A 19,245-nucleotide genomic window follows, 5' to 3' on the forward strand; every position below is an offset into this window, starting at 1 on the left:
AATATCAATTGTTTAGTTAATAGTTCTTTTATTTCTTTTTTGAAGATATTATAAAAGTTTCTCATCTAATAGCTTTAATAAATACTTCTTCAATGTTTTTGGCATTATATTTTTCTTTTAATTCCTGAGGAGTGCCAGTTTCCAAAATTACTCCTTTATCTATTAAAGCGATTCTATCACATAAAAAGTCCACCTCCAGCATATTATGAGAGGATAGTAAAACCGTTGTCCCTTTTTTAACAAAATCCTTAATGATTCTTCTCATTTCCTGAGAAATTATCACATCCAATCCCGCTGTCGGCTCATCTAAAATAGCTAGCTCAGGATTTATCATTAAAGTTCTGGCCACCAATAATCTTCTTGTCATTCCCTTACTATAGGTGCTTACTTTATCTTTTATGCGCTTTCCGAGTTTAGCTAATCCTATTCCTCTGTCCGTTATTTCTCTTTTTTCTTCATTACTATTTGAATAAAATCCAGCCATAAATTCCAAATAATCCTTTCCTGATAAATTTTTATAAGCACCAGCCTCTTCTGGTAAATAGCTTATTTTCTCTCTAACTTCGTCTGCTTCTTTGATTACATCGTAACCAAATACTTTCACTTCTCCAGAAGTAATTTGCAGTAATGTTGAAATAACCCGCAAGGCAGTAGTTTTTCCAGCTGCATTTGGGCCAATTAAACCAAAGATTTCTCCTTTAGGTACTTCAAAAGAAATACCTTTTAGGGCTCTAAGATTCCCGTAGTCTTTTATTAAATCTTTAATTTCTATTGCTTTATTCATATAAAGTTTTTTTATTTTAGCATATTTTAAAAAGTCAGTAAAAACTCAAATTAAAGATAATGAAACCACTAAACAGGCTCTAATATCGTCCGTCCCTCGGAGTCGCCGCCGCCCCGAGAGTTTTTCTCGGGAGGTTTATTAAAAGGTTGCACAAGCCTAGAAACATATTGATCACGCAAGAAAGACATAATTTCTTGCATATTTTTTAAAAATATGGTAGATAATTGTTAGGTGAAAGTAATGAATGACGTAGAACACGCAGAAAAGCTTGTCGGCGAACTATTTCAGTTGAAATTCGGGACAGATATTCAAATCAGCGGACAAATGCACCAGCTTTTACGAGATATAACGCCTGAATTGGTACCTCATGTCATCCAAGAGCTCTTTAAAAAAAGAGATGGAGGGAGAAAACTTCTCTATCTTCCTGATGCTTGTGGTAGTCCTTTGTTTCTGATTGTTAGAACTATTGCAAAGCTCGAAGGGGTCCCATCTGATACTCTTCAGAATCTAGCTAGGATATTGGAGTGGCCAGACATTGTGCATCAATTTGATTACTCATTAGTTAACACAATACTTGAAATGCTCAGAGGAATTAAAGATCTTTCTCCAAGAACAACGGTTTCTATTAAAACATTCATAGGAAATATGGAGAATTGGCAACGACAGCAGGACATCATAGACACAGCAAGAGCTATAATAAAAGATGCTTAATTGACCAGCACAGAAAGATATAATCCCCCCTTTTTATGCCTTAGTTCATAGAATTAAGGCTTTTTTATTTAAACACCCTTAAAACAGGTTCTAACCCCAGTAGTAGAACAAAATTCACTACGGGGCACGCATCGTCCATTAGGGGGACCCGCCCCCGAGAGTTTTTCTCGGGGTTGACTTTTTAAATGGAGTTTGATAGTATTCTTTTAGGAGGTAACTACTTGATAAAAGTATATTCGCTAGAGATCTCTGGATCTCATAAGAAAGGATGGTGGGCACACATCATAAAAGAAAGGAAATTGGGAGGGTCGCGTAAAGGGACAATGGTGCCATTTCGGGAATTAACTGTCCTTACAGAACAAGACATTCAGAGAGTTTTAAGAGAAGGCTTTAACCACATTGAAAGAAGCTGTGGCGATATCATTTCTGTTGTTCAAGATATTATGAATGCAGTAAACCCAGATCCAGATCTTCCTAAAGATATAAAGATAGTAAGAAAATACCTAGTCATAGTTAGAGAACGCCCACCCACGGGTCCGAGAACCTTAAAGAAGAAATAGTAGCTCTTTATCTCTCCATTTTTTAAAGGTGTCACTTAACAAAATACGGCACCTCTTTTTTATTTCCGCCGCCCCCGAGAGTTTTTCTCGGGGTTTTTGTTTTTGTGGTATAATTTGATATATATGCTTAAGGAATCAGTTAAAACGGGGCTAAGCTTTGGTCTAACTTCTGGAATTATAACAACGCTTGGGTTAATGGTAGGACTTCATTCTGGCACTCATTCAAAACTCGCAGTTATCGGCGGTATATTAACAATAGCAATAGCAGATGCATTCTCAGATGCGCTGGGTATTCATATTTCAGAAGAATCTGAGGCTAAACATACTGAAAAAGAAATATGGGAATCAACAATTTCTACTTTTCTCTCTAAATTCTTGTTTGCTTTAGTATTTATTATCCCAGTTCTCCTTTTAAGGCTTTGGGTAGCAATTATGATAAGTATAATCTTTGGGTTATTAATGATAGGTATTTTTAGCTTTAAACTTGCCAAAGAACAAAATATAAAGCCCTGGAAAGCGACTACAGAGCACCTAATTGTTGCTCTATTAGTTATAGTTATAACTCATTATATTGGTGATTGGATATCATCAAAGTTTGGTTAAATAATTTGTAATAATTTCCTTACTTTTATTAAAGTAATTTCAGGCTGCTTGATTATATTTACTCATTCAAAGGTTCTCCACCTTCGTTGAAACTTCGGCGGACAAGTAAAATCGTCCGCTAGACCGAGCTCGCTTGCCCGAGAGTTTTCCTCGGGGTTCTGTTATAATAAAACAATAAAACAAAGGTCGACACTATCATCAATTAAATTTTACTAATTTTAAAAATATGAATAAAAGAAAGGTTTTAGCAATTTTATCCGTAATCGTAATTTTATTTTCGGTAGGATATGTCTTGGTAAATAATTGGGTTACAGCCCAAGAAAACGGAATAGTTATCGAAGATAACGAAACTAACGAAAATGACGAAATTGTCATTGCCGGCGAAGATGACGAAACTGAAGACGAGGTTGGAAAGGCAGAAAAACAATTCGATAAACTTTTGAAACGATTAGAAAAAGCAGAATTTAAACTCTTTAAAGCACCAGCATCTCTCATTATCACCTCTAAAGGAAAAGCTACATTTGTTAATGCTGATTTAGCGGCAATAGAAACAGTAACTCCAGCAGAGAGCGGTATTTTGACAGTAAAGATTCATGGTTTAAATTTTGATGTAGATGCTTCAAAGGCAAAGATTTATGGTGGTGGAAAAAAGATTACAATTTCTGATCTTCAGATAGGAGATAAGTTATTAATTAAAGGTGTAGTGAATGAAGAAACAGGGATAATTGAAGCTACTCGAATTCACGATCGATCTATTCATAAAAAATCTATTGATAATCTTAGAGCAAGAATTCAAGAACTACTAAGAAAGATTGAAGAGCTTCGAGCAAGATTGGAGGCGATGAGAGGTGATTAAGAAATCCAGAACTCAACAATTATCTTAAGGTTGATTTTCAATCAAATTCTTTCTACTTTTAGATCTTTAGAGTAAGTTCTAATAATTCTTTTGTTTGCCGCAAAACAACCCCAGGATTTTTAATCAAATCCACCCACTCAAAGGTTTGAAAATCGTCCGTCCCGCGGAGCCGCCGCCCCGCCTTGGGAGGTTTTCTCTCGGGTTTTATTTAACAAGAATCTAATATTGAATATAATAGAAACAGTACAAAAAGGAGGATTGAGATTGGATAAACTATTTCAAGATCTAAAGGTTGGAACTTTCTTTCTGATGAATCTACCAAAAGAAAATCATCCAGATTGGGAGGTCGCGACATCCGCTCTTCATAAAAAAGTAAAGAACGACGCAGCAGTAAGGATAACAGACGGCAACTACCACGCAATAGCTCCTGGAAGATCTGTACGAGTAGTTCACATCTAAAATTCGTTCTTTTACCTATGCCCCGAGACATGATAAAGCGGGGCTTTTTTATTTCCGCCGCCCCCCCCCGAGAGCTTTTCTCGGGGGTTTTGTTCGCCGCCATTTGACAAATTATTTATTTGGGTGTAAAATATAATATAACCAAAGGAGGTGATTGCGTGGCTAATGTGCTTTGTGTAAGCGCAAATCTGAAGGAATTAAATGAAAAAGCAACAAGCAAGGTGTGGAGTCTCCAGAGCTTATTGTCCAAATGGACTACAGTCGTAGAAGAAACCGTTAGAAAGGATACTATGCAGAATATGCGACTCGTGAATGTTCTTCCCGTGAGATATGTTGCAGGAACATTGGAGGAAGCAATTCTCATTTTCGTTCCAAAGGAGGAGAGCTAAACCAATAAAGTCCTACGGGCAGACTCTTAATGCCCGTTTTTTTATTTCCGCCGCCCCGAGAGCCTGCCGTGAACCGAGCTTCGCTCTGGTTCGTGGTTTCTCTTGGGGTTTTGATTTGGTATAATTTGTTAAAGGTCAAATAATTAATTGAGAAAAATTAAAACTAATAAATAAGATGTATATTGAAATTTTAATTGCTGGATTTGGAGGAGGAGTTATCAGGGGATTAATTGGATTCATTAAGCATCAATACTCCTACAAAAATGTTGGTTTTCGTCTACCTTATTTTTTTAATATGATGTTCCTTTCTGGCATCGTGGGAGTCTTAACTGCCGTAGCCATTAAAGAATTGGGTATGACTTTTCTGGGTCTAGACTATCTCACTCCAGCCCTAGCCCTTATTATCGGTTATGCCGGCGGAGATTTTATTGAAAACGTTTACAAAATCATCATTAAAAAACCCTCCCTTTATTCTTTCCCAAAGGATTTGGAAACAAAATAAATAATATAACTTAATGAATAATCAATTTAATAAAAAAGTGGTTATTGGTGGAACTTTTGATGTGTTACATGATGGACATAAAGCATTATTAAAGAGAGCCTTTGAGTTGGGTGAAGTAATTATTGGTTTAACCTCTAATGTTATGGCTGGAGAAATGAAAAAAAGAGAAGTTCAAGACTTTGAAAGCAGAAAAAAAGAGTTAGAAGATTTTATTAGAAAGGAGTTTAAAGTTGAACCGGGAATTGAAAAAATCGAAGATAAATTCGGCTTTGCCTTGGAAAAAGATTTTGATTATATTGTGGTTTCTCCGGAAACTTACGAAACAGCCCAACTAATCAATGAGGAACGTCAGAAAAGAAATAAAAAACCTATAGAAATTGTCAAAATAGATTTTGTTTTAGCTGAAGATGGAACACCTATTTCTTGCCAGAGAATATTGAAAGGGGAAATAGATAGACAGGGGAAATTATTAAAATAGCCAATTTTAGCTGAAACTGAATTAGCCTATTGGTTTACGAAGTCAATAGATGTCAATTATGAATAAAGTAAGTAGGGTAAGGGTTGAGAAAAGTTTAAAGGAATCTATTTTGAAGGCAGTGGATTTGATTGGTGGTTTTAAGCGATTTATAAGTCCTACTGATGTAGTTTTATTAAAGCCCAATTTCAATACCGCCGATCCTTTTCCAGCCTCTACTGATTTGGGTTTTCTAAAAACTGTAACTGAATTAGTTTATAATTGTGGGGCTAAGATAGTAATGATCGGTGATTCTTCTACTATGAGCTCCAATTGCCGAAAGATAATGGAGGGACTTGGAGTTTTTAATTTGGAAAATATGGAAAGACCTCCCCGGATTTATGTTTTTGAGGAACGCGAATGGGTGACAAAAGAAATACCCGGAGCTAAGTATTTAAAAAAGGTTTCTGTAACAGAATATTTAGACCGAGCCGATAAATTAATCCTTCTTCCTTGTCTTAAAACCCACTCCCAGGCCCAGTTTTCAGGAAGCCTAAAGCTCTCTGTTGGTTTTATGAAGCCCTTTCAACGAGTTCGTCTTCATCTCGGGCACACTCAAGAGAAAATAGCCGAGTTGAACAAAATTATCAATCCTGATTTGGTTATTATGGATGCTAGAAAATGTTTTATTAATAAAGGACCTGCAAAGGGGGAGGTTCGGGAGCCGGGATTAATTTTAGCTTCAACTGACAGAATCGCTCTTGATGTTGAGGGTATAAAAATAATTCAAAGTTTTAGAGGTAATTCGCTTAAAGATATTGATCCCTGGGAATTACCCCAAATTAAAAGAGCAGTAGAATTTGGCATCGGGGTAAAAAGCAAATATGAATAAAAATTTTGTCATTATTTTGGCTTTAATTCTAATAGTGGTTATTGGTTATTTTGTTTTTTTATGGCCAATAAAAGAGGGGCAAAAGCCAGAAGAAATTTCTAATATCATTGTTTTTAACCCAAAAGAGGGGGATGAGGTTGGATTACCTTTGAAGATCGAAGGTAAAGCAAGAGTTTTTGAAGGTACCGTTAATTTAAGGCTCAGAGAAAAAGAAGGTGGGATTTTAGTTGAAGATATTGTAACGGCCCAAAGTCCAGAAATTGGTCAGTTTGGGCCCTTTAAGAAAGAATTAACTTATCCCCTACCAAAAACTAGAGAAGGGATCTTAGAGGTTTTTCAGATTTCAGCTAAAGATGGTTCAGAGATTGATAAAGTTATTATTCCTTTAAAATTTAAGACAGTGGAATCTTTAACAGTAAAAGTATTTTTTGGAAATACTAAACAAGACCCCCAGGTCCTTTATTGTGATAGAGTCTACCCAGCTGAGAGAAGAATTGCCAAAACTCAGGCGCTGGCCCGAGCTGCCCTAGAAGAACTCTTAAAAGGACCAACAATTACTGAACAAAATCAAGGATTTTTCACCAGTATTAACCCCGGTGTAAAAATCCAAAGTTTAACCATCGAAAATGGGGTAGCTAAAGTTGACTTTAATGAGAAATTAGAATATCGGGTTGGTGGTTCCTGTCGGGTAACAGCAATTCGAGCTCAGATTATTGAAACCCTTAAACAATTTCCAACAGTAGATAATGTCATAATTTCAATTAATGGCCAGGTTGAGGATATTTTACAACCCTAAACTCTTGAGTTAAAATAAGGTATGGCCAAGAAACAAAAAACAATGAAAAATTTCCTGGTGGAACAAAAGCCCAGGCAATGCGTTTAAGAAAAGAGGGGCATAGTATTTTGCCAGGCAAGGGCAAAAAGCCACCAAAGGTAAAAGATTTTGAAAAATATCTACAGAAACTAAAAAAATTTAAATTAAGAAAAAAATATGCCAAAACAAATTAACAGTAAATTAGCAATAATTATTTCAATAACCCTATTTGTTATTGCTTCGGGTTATATGTATGTAATTTTTAAATACACTTCTATTTCCTTTCCAACTTTTCCCGGCTTTCCTCGTATTCCTTTTCCGCCCTTTGTTTCTGAAATAGAAGGTGTTGAAAAATTTTCTTCAGAGGAAGATTTTAAGGTTTATTTACAGGAAGCTGAATTAGGATATTATGGTGGTTTTGTAGGGCTGGGAGGGGCAACAATGAGACCTCTTGTTGAGGAGGGACTTCCTGTGCCAACGGCTCCTCTTGAATTTGAAGCAAAAGGGGCAATACCAGAAAGGGTTTCAGAAACTACTGTCCAAGTTTTAGGGATTGATGAACCGGATATTGTCAAAACAGATGGCAAAGAAATTTATTTTTCTTCGGGAGAAAGTTATTACTGGAGAGGATTTATGGAAGTAATCCCGCCAAAAATAATTGGGGAAACAAAAATAATAAAGGCCTTTCCTCCAGCAGATTTGGCAATCGATGCCAAAATTGATAAAAAAGGAGATTTACTTTTAAAGGGAGATATTTTAGTGATTTTTTCTGGAGAAAAAATTTATGGCTACGATATTTCAGATCCTGAATCTCCAGAAAAGGAATGGACTATAGAACTGGAGGATAAAAATTATGTGGTTTCAGCCAGGCTTTATAAAGATAAAATATACTTAATTACCAAAACAAAAATTGATACCTATCACCCTTGTCCAATTCGACCTTTGACTGTAGAGGGGGTTCCTTTAGAAATAAAGTGTATAGATATTTATCATCCTGTTCCCACAATTCCGGTAGATGTTACCTATAATGCCATAATTTTTAACCCAGATTCTGGAGAAATTGAAAATACCGTTTCTTTTGTCGGCTCTTCTGATTTATCTATAGTCTATATGTCAGAGGATGCGATTCATGTAACTTATTCTTATTACGCGAGCATTATCAAGTTTTTCTCTAATTTTTTCAAAGAAAAGTGTAAAGATATAGTTCCAGATTGGCTTATTGAAAAGCTAGAAAAACTGGAGGGTTATGATATAAGTGATACGGCTAAACTTATGGAATTTCAGGTTGTTCTTGAGAGATATTTTAATTCTCTAAGCAGTGATGAAAGGCTGAGAATAGAAAATGAGTTTGAAAATAGAATGGGAGATTATCACAAAGCGCACAAAAGAGATTTCGAAACAACAGGAATAATAAAAATAGGATTAGATAAATTTGAGGTATCGGCAACCGGTAATGTTCCAGGTAGGCCTTTAAATCAGTTTTCTTTAGATGAATACAATGATTTCCTCAGGGTAGCAACCACTGTTGGAGGAGGAGGGTTTTGGTGGGGAATTGGTGGAACAAGAGAAAGCGCCAATGATATCTATATTTTAGATAAAGATTTGAAAAGGGTGGGTTCCCTTCAAGATTTAGGCCTAGAAGAAAGAATTTATTCTGTCAGATTTATAGAAGATAAAGGATATGTAGTAACTTTCAAACAAATTGACCCATTTTTTGTGCTAGATTTATCCAATCCTAAAAAACCCGAATTAAAAGGAGAACTAAAAATCCCTGGGTATTCTTCCTATTTGCACCCTATAACAAAAGATAAGATTTTAGGGATAGGGAAAGAAGGCTCTAAGGTAAAAATTTCTTTATTTGATGTAGCCCAGCCCCAAAAACCAACTGAAACAGATAAATATACCCTGGATGAGTACTGGTCAGATATATTAAATACTCACCATGCCTTCTTGCTGGATAAAAAACATCAGATCTTTTTCTTGCCCGGTTCCAGGGGCGGTTATGTATTTTCTTATAAAGGAAATCAGTTGGAGTTAACAAGGGCTGTAAGTAGTATAAGAGCAAGAAGGGCAGTCTATATAGAAGACTTGCTATATATAATCGGAGATGATAAAGTTGTTGTTTTGAATGAATTAAACTGGGAGAAAGTTAATGAAATAGAGTTTTAATTTTCCAAGTAAGATGCGAATCAAAAAATCGCCAGGAAGGCGATTTTTTGATAGAATAATAAAATGATATGGAGTGTAAAAAAGAACAAAACTTAAAAGATTGTCCCTGTACTTACCCTAATTGTCCCAGAAGGGGAATTTGTTGTGAATGTATAAAACATCACTGGGAAAAGAAAGAGCTTCCGGCCTGTTTTTTCTCAAAAGAAGCTGAAAAAACTTACGATCGCTCAATTGAGATGTTTATTAAAGACCAGCAGAAGAAATTGACAACGGAATAACAGATGAAAAAAAATGAAAAAAGAAAACTTTTTATTGGGATTGATCTTGGAGGAAAGAAAAAGAAAACAACTGGAATTTGTATTTTAGACTACAACCCACCCACCGCATCCTCCCATTTCTCGCTTCGCTCGAAATGGGCCCCTAAAAAAGGTAAAAATCTTATTTTTTTTGAAGATTACTGCCAAAAATGTCAGGATGTAGTGGGAGGACAGATCTTAAAGGTGATAAAACCTTATTTAAAAGATACAAAAGTGATTGCCATTGATGCACCCCTGACAAAAGGAAGAGGAAAAGGGGATATGCGACTTTATGAGAAATTTTTATCAACTAAAATTTTTCGTCAAGAAAAAATAGCTCCAATCCCGCCGGCCCTGATGTCATCTTGGTGTTCTTTTGCTAGAGAAATCAAAAGAAAACTTGAAAAGAAAGGGTTTGTTTTAGATTTAAATTTGATTGAGGTATTTCCAACTCTTGTTAAAAAAATTTCTCAAGAAAATCTTTTTTTAAAATTTTTTCCAAAAGGGTTTAAAAAATTCCCCTGTAAAACAGAAAATCAAAAATCAGCTTTAATTTGTGCTATTTTGGCTTTTTTACATTTTAATTTCAAAACCCGCTATTTAGGTTATAAAGATGGATTCTTATTTTTACCAGAAATGTCTTTTTGGAAGAAAGAATGGCGTCAAAAATTTTACCAAGCCTGGATGGAGCGCTCTCGATTAAAATATAAATATTTAATTACAAATATTTTTGATAAAAAATAAATGAGAAGATATTTAAAACTTACCTTAGTTATCATTCTCGGACTTTTAGTGGGGCTGATTATCCACGGGGTTTTGGAAATTCTCGCTATCTGGATTCTAACGACCTGGTTAAATGATTTCTTTTTGAAGGTTTCTTGGTCAGCCTGGTTCTGGATTCATCTAATTTTCACAGTTATTATTGAAATTCTGGGAGTAATTTTAGTTTTTAAGATCTACAAAAAATATGAAAAATAGATAATAATTCCCTTGAACAAATTCTTCTATGGAAATAGAAAAATTGAAGAAAATTTTAAAAGAAGGGAAAGAGCCAAGATATCGATTTTCTCAGATTTATCAGGCGATTTTTCGAGACCTAATTTTTGATTTTGGGAAAATGACTAATCTATCAAAAAAAATAAGAGAGAGATTAAAAAAAGAAATCAAAATCTTATCTTTAGAACCTTTAAAACTCAAAAAAGATAAAGACACACAAAAAGCTCTTTTTTTACTTTCTGACGGAGTTTCGATTGAGACGGTTTTAATGAAACACAAAGATGGTCACAAAACAGTTTGCGTTTCTTCAGCTGCCGGCTGCCCTTTAGAATGCCGATTTTGCGCCACCGGAAAGATGGGATTTAAAAGGAATTTGAATTGGCAGGAAATTTTAGACCAGGTTTTGTTTTTTGCCAAAAAAGAAAAAACAAGAAAGTTAAATGTTGTTTTTATGGGAATGGGAGAACCATTTTTAAATTATGAAAATGTTTTGAAAGCCATTCGGTTTTTAAATGACAAAAAAGGCTTTAATTTAAGACAAAGGGCAATTTCTATTTCCACGGCTGGGATTATTCCAGGGATTAAGAGATTTCAAAAAGAAAAATTAGAAGTCAACTTAGCCATTTCCCTTCATAGCCCGGATGATAAGGTCCGTTCTTTTTTAATGCCAATTAACAAAACTTATCCTTTAAAAGATTTAATTTTGGCTGCCAGAAATTATGTTAAAACTACTAGGAGAAAACTATTCTTTGAATATTTGATGCTAAAAGGGATTAACGACAGTATATCTTTTGCCCAGAAATTAGTTAAACTTTTAAAGGGAGAGTCTCTTTTTCATATAAATCTAATTAAATATCATGAAACTCAAACTGATTTTTTGAGTTCAGATAAAAAAACTATTTTTCGTTTTCAAAAAGAACTTCAAAAACACAATTTAAAAGTAACTATTCGTCACAGTTTTGGAGAAAAAATTGAGGCTGCCTGCGGACAATTGGCAACTTAGACGAAAAATTATTGTTAAAATCGTTAAAGAAAGTGGCCAAATGCCATTTTTTAGTCTTTATTTTTGGGAAAATAAATGATATAAAAAATTGTAATTATGAGATTTATTGCCGATTTTCATTTACATTCAAAGTATTCAAGAGCAACTTCAAAAAATATGAATTTGGAGAATTTGGATAAATGGGCAAAGATTAAAGGAATTAAAGTTTTGGGAACAGGAGATTTTACCCATCCTATCTGGCTAAAAGAATTAAAAGAAAAGTTAGAACCCGCTGCCCAGGACTTGTATAAATTAAAAAATGGAGATTCGGAAACTTATTTTATTTTAACTGCTGAAATTAGTTGTATTTATTCCAAAAGCGGTAAGGTTCGGAAAATTCATATTATAATTTTCGCTCCTTCTTTTGAGATCGTTGAAAAAATTAATGCCCATCTGGGTTGGATTGGAAATTTAAAAGCCGACGGAAGACCAATTTTAGGATTAGACGCCAAGGAATTAGCTAAAATTGTTTTAGACGTTTCTGAGGATTGTTTAATTGTTCCCGCTCATATCTGGACACCTTGGTTTAGTCTATTTGGTTCCAAATCCGGCTTTGATTCTATCGAAGAATGCTTTGAAGAATATTCAAAATATATTTTCGCTGGGGAAACGGGCTTATCCAGCAATCCTCTAATGAACTGGAGACTCTCGGCTTTGGATAAAATAACTTTAATAAGTAACTCAGATGCCCATAGCCCTCAAAAAATAGGCCGAGAGGCAAATGTTTTCGATATTGAAATCAGTTATCCAAAAATTTTAGAAGCAATAAAAACAAAAGACTCTCAAAAATTTCTTTACACAGTTGAATTTTTTCCTCAGGAAGGAAAATACCATTACGATGGTCATAGGAACTGCGGAATTAACGTAAGTCCCCAGGAGTCAAAAAAATATGGAAATATATGTCCTGTTTGTGGAAGACTTTTAACTATTGGGGTTTTAAATAGGGTGGAGAATTTGGCAGATAGACCAAACGGTTTTAAGCCAGAAGGAGCAATTTCGTTTAAAAGCCTTGTTCCTTTGGAGGAAATAATTGCCGATGCCTTAAACCTAACGAGCGGTACAAAAAGAGTAGCTATAGAATATAAAAATTTAATAAAGAAATTCGGAAATGAATTTAAGGTTTTACTCGAAATCCCTTATCGAGAATTAGAAACAGCCACCTTGTCAGAAATTGCCGAAGGCATTATAAGAGTAAGAGAGGGAAAGGTGAATATTACACCTGGTTTCGATGGGGTTTATGGGAAAATAAGAATTTTCTCTCAAGAAGAAAAAAAGGGTTTGTCCAAGCAGGGAACATTATTTTAAAAATGATAAAAAAAACTAAAATTGGAATCCCGAGAGCACTATTTTATTGGAAAAAACCTTATTTTTGGGAGAGTTTTTTTGAAAATTTAGGATTAGAAGTTATTTTGTCTCCAGAAACTAATAAAGAAATTGTTGAAAAAGGAGTAGGGGCGGCTGATCCCGAGGCCTGCTTTGCCACCAAGGTTTTTTTTGGCCATATCTTGTTCTTGGAAGGAAAAGTAGATTATATTTTTGTTCCACGACTGAAAACAAATGAGGAAAAACTGGAATACTGTCCAAAATTTTTTGGAATCCCAGAATTGGCTCAAATTTTAGTTAAGACCAGAATTTTAACTGAAACTTTTGATGAAAGAAAAAGGGAATTTAAAACGGACCTCAAGAAGCTAGGAGAAAAATTGAATAAAGACCCAGTAATAATAGAAAAGGCAATAAAGGCTGCCTTTTTAAAAGAAAAAGAGTTAGAGGAAAGGCAAAAAAAAGATTTTTTTAAAAAAATAAAATCTAAAAAACAAAAAGTGGTTTTAATTTCTCATCCCTACAACTTATATGACGATTATGTTAATGTTGGAATAAAAAAGAAATTAGAGAAATTAGACACTGAAGTAATCTTCATAAATGAAATCTCAATCAAAAATCAGAAAGGAGAAGGCGAAAATCAAAAAGTAGATTATCCGGATTTTCATTGGGAATTTGGCAAAGAAATGATGGAAAAAATTCAAGAGATTTTGAAATATCCTATTTCTGGGGCTATTGAGATTTCCTCTTTTTTATGTGGCTGCGATGCGGTATTAAAAGAGTTTGTAGAAAAAGTATTTAAGCAAAATAAAGTCCCATTTTTATATTTAATAATTGATGAGCAAACGGCAGACGCCGGAGTCCAAACAAGATTAGAAGCATTTATCGATACAATAAAATAATCTGTGTAAATCAGCGTTTCACAAAGTGAAAAATATGAAAATAACTTTTGCCTATTGGGGGAATTATACTATTGCTTTTAAGGCCCTATTCCAAAAATTAGGGTTAGATATTGTTCCCCCAGAAAAAACTAATCCAAGAACAATCGAAGAAGGAGCAAAAATCTCTCCTGAAATGTATTGTTTTCCATTAAAAATAAATGTTGGGAATTATTTATCAGCCATAAAAAAAGGAGCTGATACTATTTTTATGGTGACCAGTCTCAGTGGTTCCTGTCGGCTGAGATATTATGGAATAATCGAAGAGAAGGTCTTATCAGAAATGGGTCACGATATTAAACTTATTAATTTCGACCAAACTCCAAAAGATATTTATTTAAAAATAAAAAAAATTTCTGGAGCTTCTTTCTGGCAAATAATGAATGCGGCTTGGTTTTTCTTTGAAAAATTAAGGTTAATCGAGAATTTAGAAAAAAAGGCGAATTATCTCAGACCAAGAGAAAGAGAAAAAGGGAAAACCGATGAAACTCTAATCCGGGCCTTTTTAGATCTGGATAAAATAAGCACTAAAAGAGAATTAGCCAAATTTAAAAAAGAAATTCAACGGAAAATTTCAGAAATTGAGATTGATAAAGACAAAAGTGTTCCAAAAGTAGGCTTAATAGGAGAAATATTTACAGTAACTGATGGAGCAGTAAATTTTGGAATTGAAGAAAAATTAGGGAGAGAAGGAATTGAAGTCCATCGAGAAATGGATATCACCTATCATTTAAAAAAGAGGGTTTTCCCCTGGAAAGATTGGTTGATTCAAAGAAAGATAAATCCCTATTTAAAATCAACAGTGGGAGGACACGGCCGTGATGCAATTTACGAGATGTTAGAATATGTTAAAAAAGACTTTGACGGAGTGGTTCACCTTCTACCTTTCGGATGCATGCCCGAAACCACTGTCAGGCCTATCTTACAGAAAATTCATTTAAAAAAAGGAATTCCTTTTTTATCTCTATCTTTAGACGAACAGGTAGCAGAAGCCGGAATTAATACCAGAATTGAGGCTTTTGTAGATGTAGTAAAAAATTATCACAACAAAAAAATATGAAAACTTATTTAGGTATTGATGTCGGCTCCATTACAACTAAGTTGGTTTTAATTGATGGGAAAAATGATATCCTTTCCTCTCTTTATTTTAGGACAGAGGGGAATCCAATTTGGGCTGTTCAAGAAGGGCTCAAGGAATTAAAAAAAGCTGTTCCAAAAGATATTAAAATTACTGGGGTAGGAACAACCGGATCAGCCAGACATTTGGCCGGAGTAATTACAGGGGCAGATTTAATAAAAAACGAAATTACTGCCCATGCTATTGGAACAAGTTTTTTTGTCCCTGATGTTAGAACAATAATAGAAATTGGAGGTCAAGATTCAAAAATTATAATTTTAGAAGATAAAGTGGCAGTTGATTTTGCTATGAACTTACTCTGCGCCGCCGGAACAGGAGCCTTCCTTGACGCTCAGGCTTTTAGATTAAGGATTCCGGTAGAAAAATTCGGAGAACTTGCCTTGAAGTCAAAAAGCCCAACAGCGATTGGCAGCCGATGTACAATTTTTGCCGAGTCAGACATGATTCATAAGCAACAAATTGGTCACAAAACCGAAGATATTGTTGCTGGTCTTTGCCAAGGTCTTGTTCGAAATTTTCTATCCAATGTTGCCAAGGGGAAAAATATAAAACCACCGATTGTTTTTTTAGGGGGAGTTTCTGAAAATGTGGGAATGAGAAAGGCCTTTGAAAAAGCCTTAAATCAAAAAATTATTGTTCCAAGATATAACACAGTAATGGGCGCCTTTGGGGTAGCTCTTTTAGTAAAAGAGTTGGCTCTTCAAAAGAGTAAATTCTTTGGTTTTGAAATTTCTAATAAAGATATTAAATGCACTTCTTTTCAATGCGGGGGTTGTCCTAATCAATGTGAAGTAATTGAGGCCAGAATCGAGGGGAAAGTAGTTTCGAGGTGGGGAGACAGATGCGGAAAATGGTCAGGGCTCAATCTAAAATAAATTTTATTAATTTCAAAAATCCCTGCTTTTTATTTAATATAAAAACACAAGTGAAAATTTCTATGTCTCTTTTAGAAATTATTAAAAATCGGCGAAGCATTTATAGGTTTCAGAAAAAACAAATTCCAGAGAAAATCATTAATAAACTGATTGAGGCCTTGATTTGGGCTCCCAGTGCAGGCAATCTTCAATCGAGAAAATTCTATTTTGTTTTCAATCAAAAAATAAAAGAAAGGTTAGTTGAAGCTGCTTTAAGTCAAAGCTTTATTGCCGAAGCTCCTTTAGTTGTTGTTGGTTGTACTAACGATGAAATTAGCCAGTGGTATAGAGAGAGAGGAAAAAATCTCTACGCAATCTGTAACACATCTGTTAGCATCCAAAATATGATGTTACTTGCTTACGAACAAGGGCTAGGAAGTGTTTGGATTGGCGCTTTCAGTGAAAAAGAGGTGGCCAAAATTTTAAATTTACCAGAAAATTTACATCCCATTGTCATTGTCCCTGTTGGCTATCCGGCTGAAAAACCTAAGGCCCCACCAAGGGTTTCAAAAGAAGAAGCTGTCAAATTTATAAAATAATAAAATTATATAAAATATTGTAAAATTTCCACGGGCTATAAGGTCCCGGGAAATTTTACACCTTATATTTTTTGGCGGTTGGACACCTTTTTTGAAAAAGGGGTCCAGAAGGATTTATGATTGAAGAATATCATTTTGGTTCCATTACCATTAATGGTAAAACTTATAACCATGATGTTGAGGTTCGTTGGACTGGCGAGGTTTTGAAATGGTGGAGAAAAGAAAGTCATTTAATTGAGATTGAAGATTTAAAAAGGGCAATTGAACAAAAGCCTGAAGTAATTATTATTGGAACAGGTGAATCAGGGCTAGCTAAAGTCACTGAAGAAACCAAAAATTTCTTAAAGGAAAAGGGGATTGAGTTAATAATCGATGTAACTGAGCAGGCAACTAAAACCTTTAATATAATAAATGAAGAATCAATTAAAGAGGAAGGGGGGCAGAAAAAAGTGATTGGCCTTTTTCATTTGACTTGTTAGATTATGGATTTAAAAAAAGAAAAAGAATTAATTAAGAAGGCAAAAAGAGATCCTGAAGTTTTTGGAAGGCTTTATGATGAACATTACCCAAAAATTTTTGGTTATATTCTAAAAAGAGTGGCTAATCTTGAGATTGCTCAGGATATTACTTCAGAGACTTTTTTTAAGGCCTTAAAAAATCTTTGGAGATTTCGCTGGCGAAATATTTCTTTATCCTCCTGGCTTTATCGTATTGCCTCAAACGAAATAGCAAATTTCTTTAGAAAAAATAAAAATAGAGTAATTCCTCTAGAGAAAACTTCAGAGCCAATTTCTACTCATAATCCTTTAATAGAAATTATCGAAGCTCAAGAAAAGTTAAAAAGGCATAAAGATTTTTTGGCTTTACAGGAAAAAATCTCTCAACTTCCTCTTAAATATCAAGAGGTGATTTGTCTAAAATTCTTTGAGAAAAAGAAAATTAAAGAAATTGCTGAAATCTTAGGAAGAAAAGAAGGGACAATAAAATCTTTACTTCATCGAGGATTAAAAAAATTAAGAGAGCTTTGCCACTAATTAATAATTAAAACGTTATATTTAAAAAATGGAGAAAGGAGATTTAATTAAAAAATTGGAAGAAACTTCTCTCCCTGAGATTGAGATTCCCAGTCATAAAAAAAAGCTTAAGGAAGTTTTACTTAATAAATATTTTCGAGAAAAAAGAAGCTGGGAGATTTTTAATATTCTTAGGAAAGTCGTTCCAGTAGGAGCTGTAGCGATTATTTTAATTGTCCTGATTTTAAATAATCTAATTTCCCCAAAATACACTTTAGCTCAGGCTAAAGAAATTGCCATGAGAGATCCTCAAATTAAGGAACTGATAGAAAGAGGAGCTATTGTAAGAGATGTAAAAATACTAAACAATAAAGGCTATGTTTTGATTCAGCCATCAGCGAGAGCGGAGATGGGGGCGGAGATAGAAATTGAAGAAATAAAAACAGATTTGAAGATTGGAGAAGAATTTTTAGGAGCTTTAGCTGAAGTAGATCTTAAAGAAAAAAGAGTATCCAGGATTGAAAAAGTAACTCCCCAATTTTTTCCTTTAGCCGAGGGAGAGGAAGAAAAAGTTAAAGAGATTGCTAAAGATAATCCTGAAATTCAGACAATTGTTCCAAAAGAGGCTGAAATTAAGGAGATAATACCAGTGCCTTACTTCCAGTTGAAATTGATCAAAGAAGAAAATTCAATAAAAGTTGTTCCAGAGCAAAGAGAAGAAAAGAGGGCTCGAATAATTTATGAATTTGATAAAAATCAATGGGAAGGAGAGATAGATTTGATTGAAGAAAAGGTTAAAGAAGTAAAATTTTTGGGTGAAACCGAAAATAATGCAACCTTTCAAGAGTAAGGGCGTTTTGGATAGAAAGGTCGATTGAAAACTAAGTCATTAAAGTGGCTTATGAAGAAAAAAGCTATTTTTATCAGTTTTATAGGAATCATTTTTTTACTCAGTGGAATTGGTGGAGATATTGCCAATGCCCGGGAAATTCCTTGGGCTCGAGGAATGAGAAGCGCAGAGGTAAAAGCACTCCAGAGCATCTTAAAGGCAGATACTGAGATTTATCCAGAAGGTTATGTGACAGGCTATTTTGGTCCTCTAACTGAAAAAGCAATTAAAAGACTTCAGAAAAGATGTGGAATTTCAGAAACTGGTGTAGTTGATCCTGAAACAGAAAGATGTATTTTCCCAATAGAATATAAAATCAGGGTTATCTCTCCGAATGGAGGAGAGGTCTGGGATCGAAACGAGATTCAGACTGTGAAATGGGAGGTTATAGCGCCATCCGGAGAAGAAGAGGTAATACCAGAGATAAAACCGTATCTATTTTGGCCAAAGGCCTCAATTGATCTGTTTAGAAGAGTAATAATAACGCCAGAATGTGAACCTGGCGAAGTCTGCCCGGCAGCAGTAAAGTCAGTTTTTGTAAAACATGTAGCTACAGTTAATTTATTTAATAGAGCTTATTCGTGGAGAATTACAAAAGACATCCCAGATGGCAAAGATTATGTAATCAGAATTTCTGTTGGAAGAGGAATTATTCCATTTACATTGGAAGAAAAAGTTATTATCGAACCTGAAGAAATCTGGCCAGTTCCGCCAAGGCCAGTGCCACCAGAGCGTCTTTATTGGGATGAAAGTGATGGACCATTTGAAATTACCGGAGATATTATCCACCCCTGTCCGGAACCTATCTGCCCTCTCTGTCCCGGTCTTCCGGTGGAAGAAGTGATAAGAGCTTTAGAAAGGATTACAAATGAACTTCAGAGGGTAATTGCTTTGTTAAAAGAAATGAGCCGTTAATCTGAAAGAATAACAGCCCACCCCTTTTGGGGTGGGCTGGAAAGTTTTTCTT

The 19,245-nt window shown here is 34.6% G+C and carries 24 protein-coding genes; 23 read left to right on the forward strand and 1 reads right to left on the reverse strand.

Annotated elements, in window-relative coordinates; translation table 11 throughout:
• Window positions 1-61 precede the first annotated feature (61 nt).
• Window positions 62-784 (reverse strand): ABC transporter ATP-binding protein, encoded by a 723-nt coding sequence (locus KJA15_03610; GenBank protein MBZ9572391.1) that lies wholly within the window; start codon window positions 782-784, stop codon window positions 62-64.
• Between the two features lie 240 nt (window positions 785-1,024).
• Here KJA15_03610 and KJA15_03615 point away from each other — a divergent pair, with 240 nt between their 5' ends.
• From KJA15_03615 to KJA15_03725, 23 genes are all read left to right on the forward strand, one after another.
• A complete protein-coding gene (locus KJA15_03615) occupies window positions 1,025-1,495 on the forward strand; it encodes a hypothetical protein (GenBank protein ID MBZ9572392.1) in 471 nt (156 codons plus the stop codon).
• A 185-nt stretch (window positions 1,496-1,680) separates the two neighbouring features.
• On the forward strand, window positions 1,681-2,055 hold the full coding sequence (locus tag KJA15_03620) for a hypothetical protein (GenBank protein ID MBZ9572393.1): 375 nt from the start codon (window positions 1,681-1,683) through the stop codon (window positions 2,053-2,055).
• Window positions 2,056-2,178: 123 nt separating this feature from the next.
• Window positions 2,179-2,658, forward strand: coding sequence for a hypothetical protein (locus KJA15_03625; GenBank protein MBZ9572394.1), 480 nt, complete (start codon window positions 2,179-2,181; stop codon window positions 2,656-2,658).
• Between the two features lie 226 nt (window positions 2,659-2,884).
• Window positions 2,885-3,514, forward strand: a complete 630-nt coding sequence (locus tag KJA15_03630; GenBank protein ID MBZ9572395.1) for a hypothetical protein — start codon at window positions 2,885-2,887, stop codon at window positions 3,512-3,514.
• A 578-nt stretch (window positions 3,515-4,092) separates the two neighbouring features.
• Entirely contained in the window at window positions 4,093-4,362 is a 270-nt protein-coding gene (locus tag KJA15_03635; protein MBZ9572396.1) for a hypothetical protein, read from the forward strand.
• A 175-nt stretch (window positions 4,363-4,537) separates the two neighbouring features.
• Window positions 4,538-4,864 carry a hypothetical protein gene (locus tag KJA15_03640; protein MBZ9572397.1) on the forward strand — a complete coding sequence of 109 codons (327 nt, stop codon included), beginning with the start codon at window positions 4,538-4,540 and terminating at the stop codon, window positions 4,862-4,864.
• 13 nt (window positions 4,865-4,877) lie between these two features.
• The gene (locus KJA15_03645) at window positions 4,878-5,342 is read left to right on the forward strand and encodes a phosphopantetheine adenylyltransferase (protein ID MBZ9572398.1); all 465 of its coding nucleotides are present in this window, start codon (window positions 4,878-4,880) and stop codon (window positions 5,340-5,342) included.
• Between the two features lie 58 nt (window positions 5,343-5,400).
• Window positions 5,401-6,210: a DUF362 domain-containing protein gene (locus KJA15_03650; GenBank protein MBZ9572399.1), complete on the forward strand. Its 810-nt coding sequence runs from the start codon at window positions 5,401-5,403 to the stop codon at window positions 6,208-6,210.
• Window positions 6,203-7,006, forward strand: a complete 804-nt coding sequence (locus tag KJA15_03655) for a GerMN domain-containing protein (GenBank protein MBZ9572400.1) — start codon at window positions 6,203-6,205, stop codon at window positions 7,004-7,006. Before KJA15_03650 ends, KJA15_03655 begins: the two co-directional genes overlap by 8 nt.
• A 195-nt stretch (window positions 7,007-7,201) precedes the next feature.
• The gene (locus KJA15_03660; protein MBZ9572401.1) at window positions 7,202-9,193 is read left to right on the forward strand and encodes a beta-propeller domain-containing protein; all 1,992 of its coding nucleotides are present in this window, start codon (window positions 7,202-7,204) and stop codon (window positions 9,191-9,193) included.
• Between the two features lie 68 nt (window positions 9,194-9,261).
• Entirely contained in the window at window positions 9,262-9,471 is a 210-nt protein-coding gene (locus tag KJA15_03665; GenBank protein MBZ9572402.1) for a hypothetical protein, read from the forward strand.
• 3 nt (window positions 9,472-9,474) lie between these two features.
• Window positions 9,475-10,233 carry a hypothetical protein gene (locus KJA15_03670; GenBank protein MBZ9572403.1) on the forward strand — a complete coding sequence of 253 codons (759 nt, stop codon included), beginning with the start codon at window positions 9,475-9,477 and terminating at the stop codon, window positions 10,231-10,233.
• Window positions 10,234-10,467, forward strand: coding sequence for a hypothetical protein (locus tag KJA15_03675; GenBank protein MBZ9572404.1), 234 nt, complete (start codon window positions 10,234-10,236; stop codon window positions 10,465-10,467).
• A 28-nt stretch (window positions 10,468-10,495) separates the two neighbouring features.
• Window positions 10,496-11,488 carry a 23S rRNA (adenine(2503)-C(2))-methyltransferase RlmN gene (rlmN, locus tag KJA15_03680; GenBank protein MBZ9572405.1) on the forward strand — a complete coding sequence of 331 codons (993 nt, stop codon included), beginning with the start codon at window positions 10,496-10,498 and terminating at the stop codon, window positions 11,486-11,488.
• A 96-nt stretch (window positions 11,489-11,584) separates the two neighbouring features.
• A complete protein-coding gene (locus KJA15_03685; protein MBZ9572406.1) occupies window positions 11,585-12,832 on the forward strand; it encodes a DNA helicase UvrD in 1,248 nt (415 codons plus the stop codon).
• 2 nt (window positions 12,833-12,834) lie between these two features.
• Window positions 12,835-13,749: a hypothetical protein gene (locus tag KJA15_03690; protein ID MBZ9572407.1), complete on the forward strand. Its 915-nt coding sequence runs from the start codon at window positions 12,835-12,837 to the stop codon at window positions 13,747-13,749.
• Between the two features lie 34 nt (window positions 13,750-13,783).
• Complete coding sequence (locus KJA15_03695) at window positions 13,784-14,845, forward strand: 2-hydroxyacyl-CoA dehydratase (GenBank protein MBZ9572408.1); 1,062 nt, start codon at window positions 13,784-13,786, stop codon at window positions 14,843-14,845.
• Window positions 14,842-15,798 carry a 2-hydroxyglutaryl-CoA dehydratase gene (locus tag KJA15_03700; protein MBZ9572409.1) on the forward strand — a complete coding sequence of 319 codons (957 nt, stop codon included), beginning with the start codon at window positions 14,842-14,844 and terminating at the stop codon, window positions 15,796-15,798. The genes KJA15_03695 and KJA15_03700 overlap by 4 nt, the downstream gene beginning before the upstream one ends.
• A 62-nt stretch (window positions 15,799-15,860) precedes the next feature.
• Window positions 15,861-16,376 carry a nitroreductase family protein gene (locus tag KJA15_03705; GenBank protein MBZ9572410.1) on the forward strand — a complete coding sequence of 172 codons (516 nt, stop codon included), beginning with the start codon at window positions 15,861-15,863 and terminating at the stop codon, window positions 16,374-16,376.
• A gap of 116 nt (window positions 16,377-16,492) precedes the next feature.
• Entirely contained in the window at window positions 16,493-16,855 is a 363-nt protein-coding gene (locus tag KJA15_03710) for a hypothetical protein (protein MBZ9572411.1), read from the forward strand.
• Window positions 16,856-16,858: 3 nt separating this feature from the next.
• A complete protein-coding gene (locus KJA15_03715; GenBank protein MBZ9572412.1) occupies window positions 16,859-17,410 on the forward strand; it encodes an RNA polymerase sigma factor in 552 nt (183 codons plus the stop codon).
• A gap of 28 nt (window positions 17,411-17,438) precedes the next feature.
• Complete coding sequence (locus KJA15_03720; protein MBZ9572413.1) at window positions 17,439-18,239, forward strand: hypothetical protein; 801 nt, start codon at window positions 17,439-17,441, stop codon at window positions 18,237-18,239.
• 51 nt (window positions 18,240-18,290) lie between these two features.
• Entirely contained in the window at window positions 18,291-19,193 is a 903-nt protein-coding gene (locus KJA15_03725; GenBank protein MBZ9572414.1) for a peptidoglycan-binding protein, read from the forward strand.
• The last annotated feature ends 52 nt before the right edge of the window (window positions 19,194-19,245 follow it).

This window comes from Patescibacteria group bacterium (assembly GCA_020148145.1).
Classification (GTDB): domain Bacteria; phylum Patescibacteriota; class Minisyncoccia; order Minisyncoccales; family JAHCRE01; genus JAHCRE01.

What these genes read in the sequence shown, in the direction of transcription:
- KJA15_03610 (MBZ9572391.1), bottom strand. Translation starts at nt 784, where the DNA reads ATGAATAAAGCAATAGAAATTAAAGATTTAATAAAAGACTACGGGAAT.
- KJA15_03615 (MBZ9572392.1), top strand. Translation starts at nt 1,025, where the DNA reads ATGAATGACGTAGAACACGCAGAAAAGCTTGTCGGCGAACTATTTCAG.
- KJA15_03620 (MBZ9572393.1), top strand. Translation starts at nt 1,681, where the DNA reads ATGGAGTTTGATAGTATTCTTTTAGGAGGTAACTACTTGATAAAAGTA.
- KJA15_03625 (MBZ9572394.1), top strand. Translation starts at nt 2,179, where the DNA reads ATGCTTAAGGAATCAGTTAAAACGGGGCTAAGCTTTGGTCTAACTTCT.
- KJA15_03630 (MBZ9572395.1), top strand. Translation starts at nt 2,885, where the DNA reads ATGAATAAAAGAAAGGTTTTAGCAATTTTATCCGTAATCGTAATTTTA.
- KJA15_03640 (MBZ9572397.1), top strand. Translation starts at nt 4,538, where the DNA reads ATGTATATTGAAATTTTAATTGCTGGATTTGGAGGAGGAGTTATCAGG.
- KJA15_03645 (MBZ9572398.1), top strand. Translation starts at nt 4,878, where the DNA reads ATGAATAATCAATTTAATAAAAAAGTGGTTATTGGTGGAACTTTTGAT.
- KJA15_03650 (MBZ9572399.1), top strand. Translation starts at nt 5,401, where the DNA reads ATGAATAAAGTAAGTAGGGTAAGGGTTGAGAAAAGTTTAAAGGAATCT.
- KJA15_03655 (MBZ9572400.1), top strand. Translation starts at nt 6,203, where the DNA reads ATGAATAAAAATTTTGTCATTATTTTGGCTTTAATTCTAATAGTGGTT.
- KJA15_03660 (MBZ9572401.1), top strand. Translation starts at nt 7,202, where the DNA reads ATGCCAAAACAAATTAACAGTAAATTAGCAATAATTATTTCAATAACC.
- KJA15_03665 (MBZ9572402.1), top strand. Translation starts at nt 9,262, where the DNA reads ATGGAGTGTAAAAAAGAACAAAACTTAAAAGATTGTCCCTGTACTTAC.
- KJA15_03670 (MBZ9572403.1), top strand. Translation starts at nt 9,475, where the DNA reads ATGAAAAAAAATGAAAAAAGAAAACTTTTTATTGGGATTGATCTTGGA.
- KJA15_03675 (MBZ9572404.1), top strand. Translation starts at nt 10,234, where the DNA reads ATGAGAAGATATTTAAAACTTACCTTAGTTATCATTCTCGGACTTTTA.
- rlmN (MBZ9572405.1), top strand. Translation starts at nt 10,496, where the DNA reads ATGGAAATAGAAAAATTGAAGAAAATTTTAAAAGAAGGGAAAGAGCCA.
- KJA15_03685 (MBZ9572406.1), top strand. Translation starts at nt 11,585, where the DNA reads ATGAGATTTATTGCCGATTTTCATTTACATTCAAAGTATTCAAGAGCA.
- KJA15_03690 (MBZ9572407.1), top strand. Translation starts at nt 12,835, where the DNA reads ATGATAAAAAAAACTAAAATTGGAATCCCGAGAGCACTATTTTATTGG.
- KJA15_03695 (MBZ9572408.1), top strand. Translation starts at nt 13,784, where the DNA reads ATGAAAATAACTTTTGCCTATTGGGGGAATTATACTATTGCTTTTAAG.
- KJA15_03700 (MBZ9572409.1), top strand. Translation starts at nt 14,842, where the DNA reads ATGAAAACTTATTTAGGTATTGATGTCGGCTCCATTACAACTAAGTTG.
- KJA15_03705 (MBZ9572410.1), top strand. Translation starts at nt 15,861, where the DNA reads ATGTCTCTTTTAGAAATTATTAAAAATCGGCGAAGCATTTATAGGTTT.
- KJA15_03710 (MBZ9572411.1), top strand. Translation starts at nt 16,493, where the DNA reads ATGATTGAAGAATATCATTTTGGTTCCATTACCATTAATGGTAAAACT.
- KJA15_03715 (MBZ9572412.1), top strand. Translation starts at nt 16,859, where the DNA reads ATGGATTTAAAAAAAGAAAAAGAATTAATTAAGAAGGCAAAAAGAGAT.
- KJA15_03720 (MBZ9572413.1), top strand. Translation starts at nt 17,439, where the DNA reads ATGGAGAAAGGAGATTTAATTAAAAAATTGGAAGAAACTTCTCTCCCT.
- KJA15_03725 (MBZ9572414.1), top strand. Translation starts at nt 18,291, where the DNA reads ATGAAGAAAAAAGCTATTTTTATCAGTTTTATAGGAATCATTTTTTTA.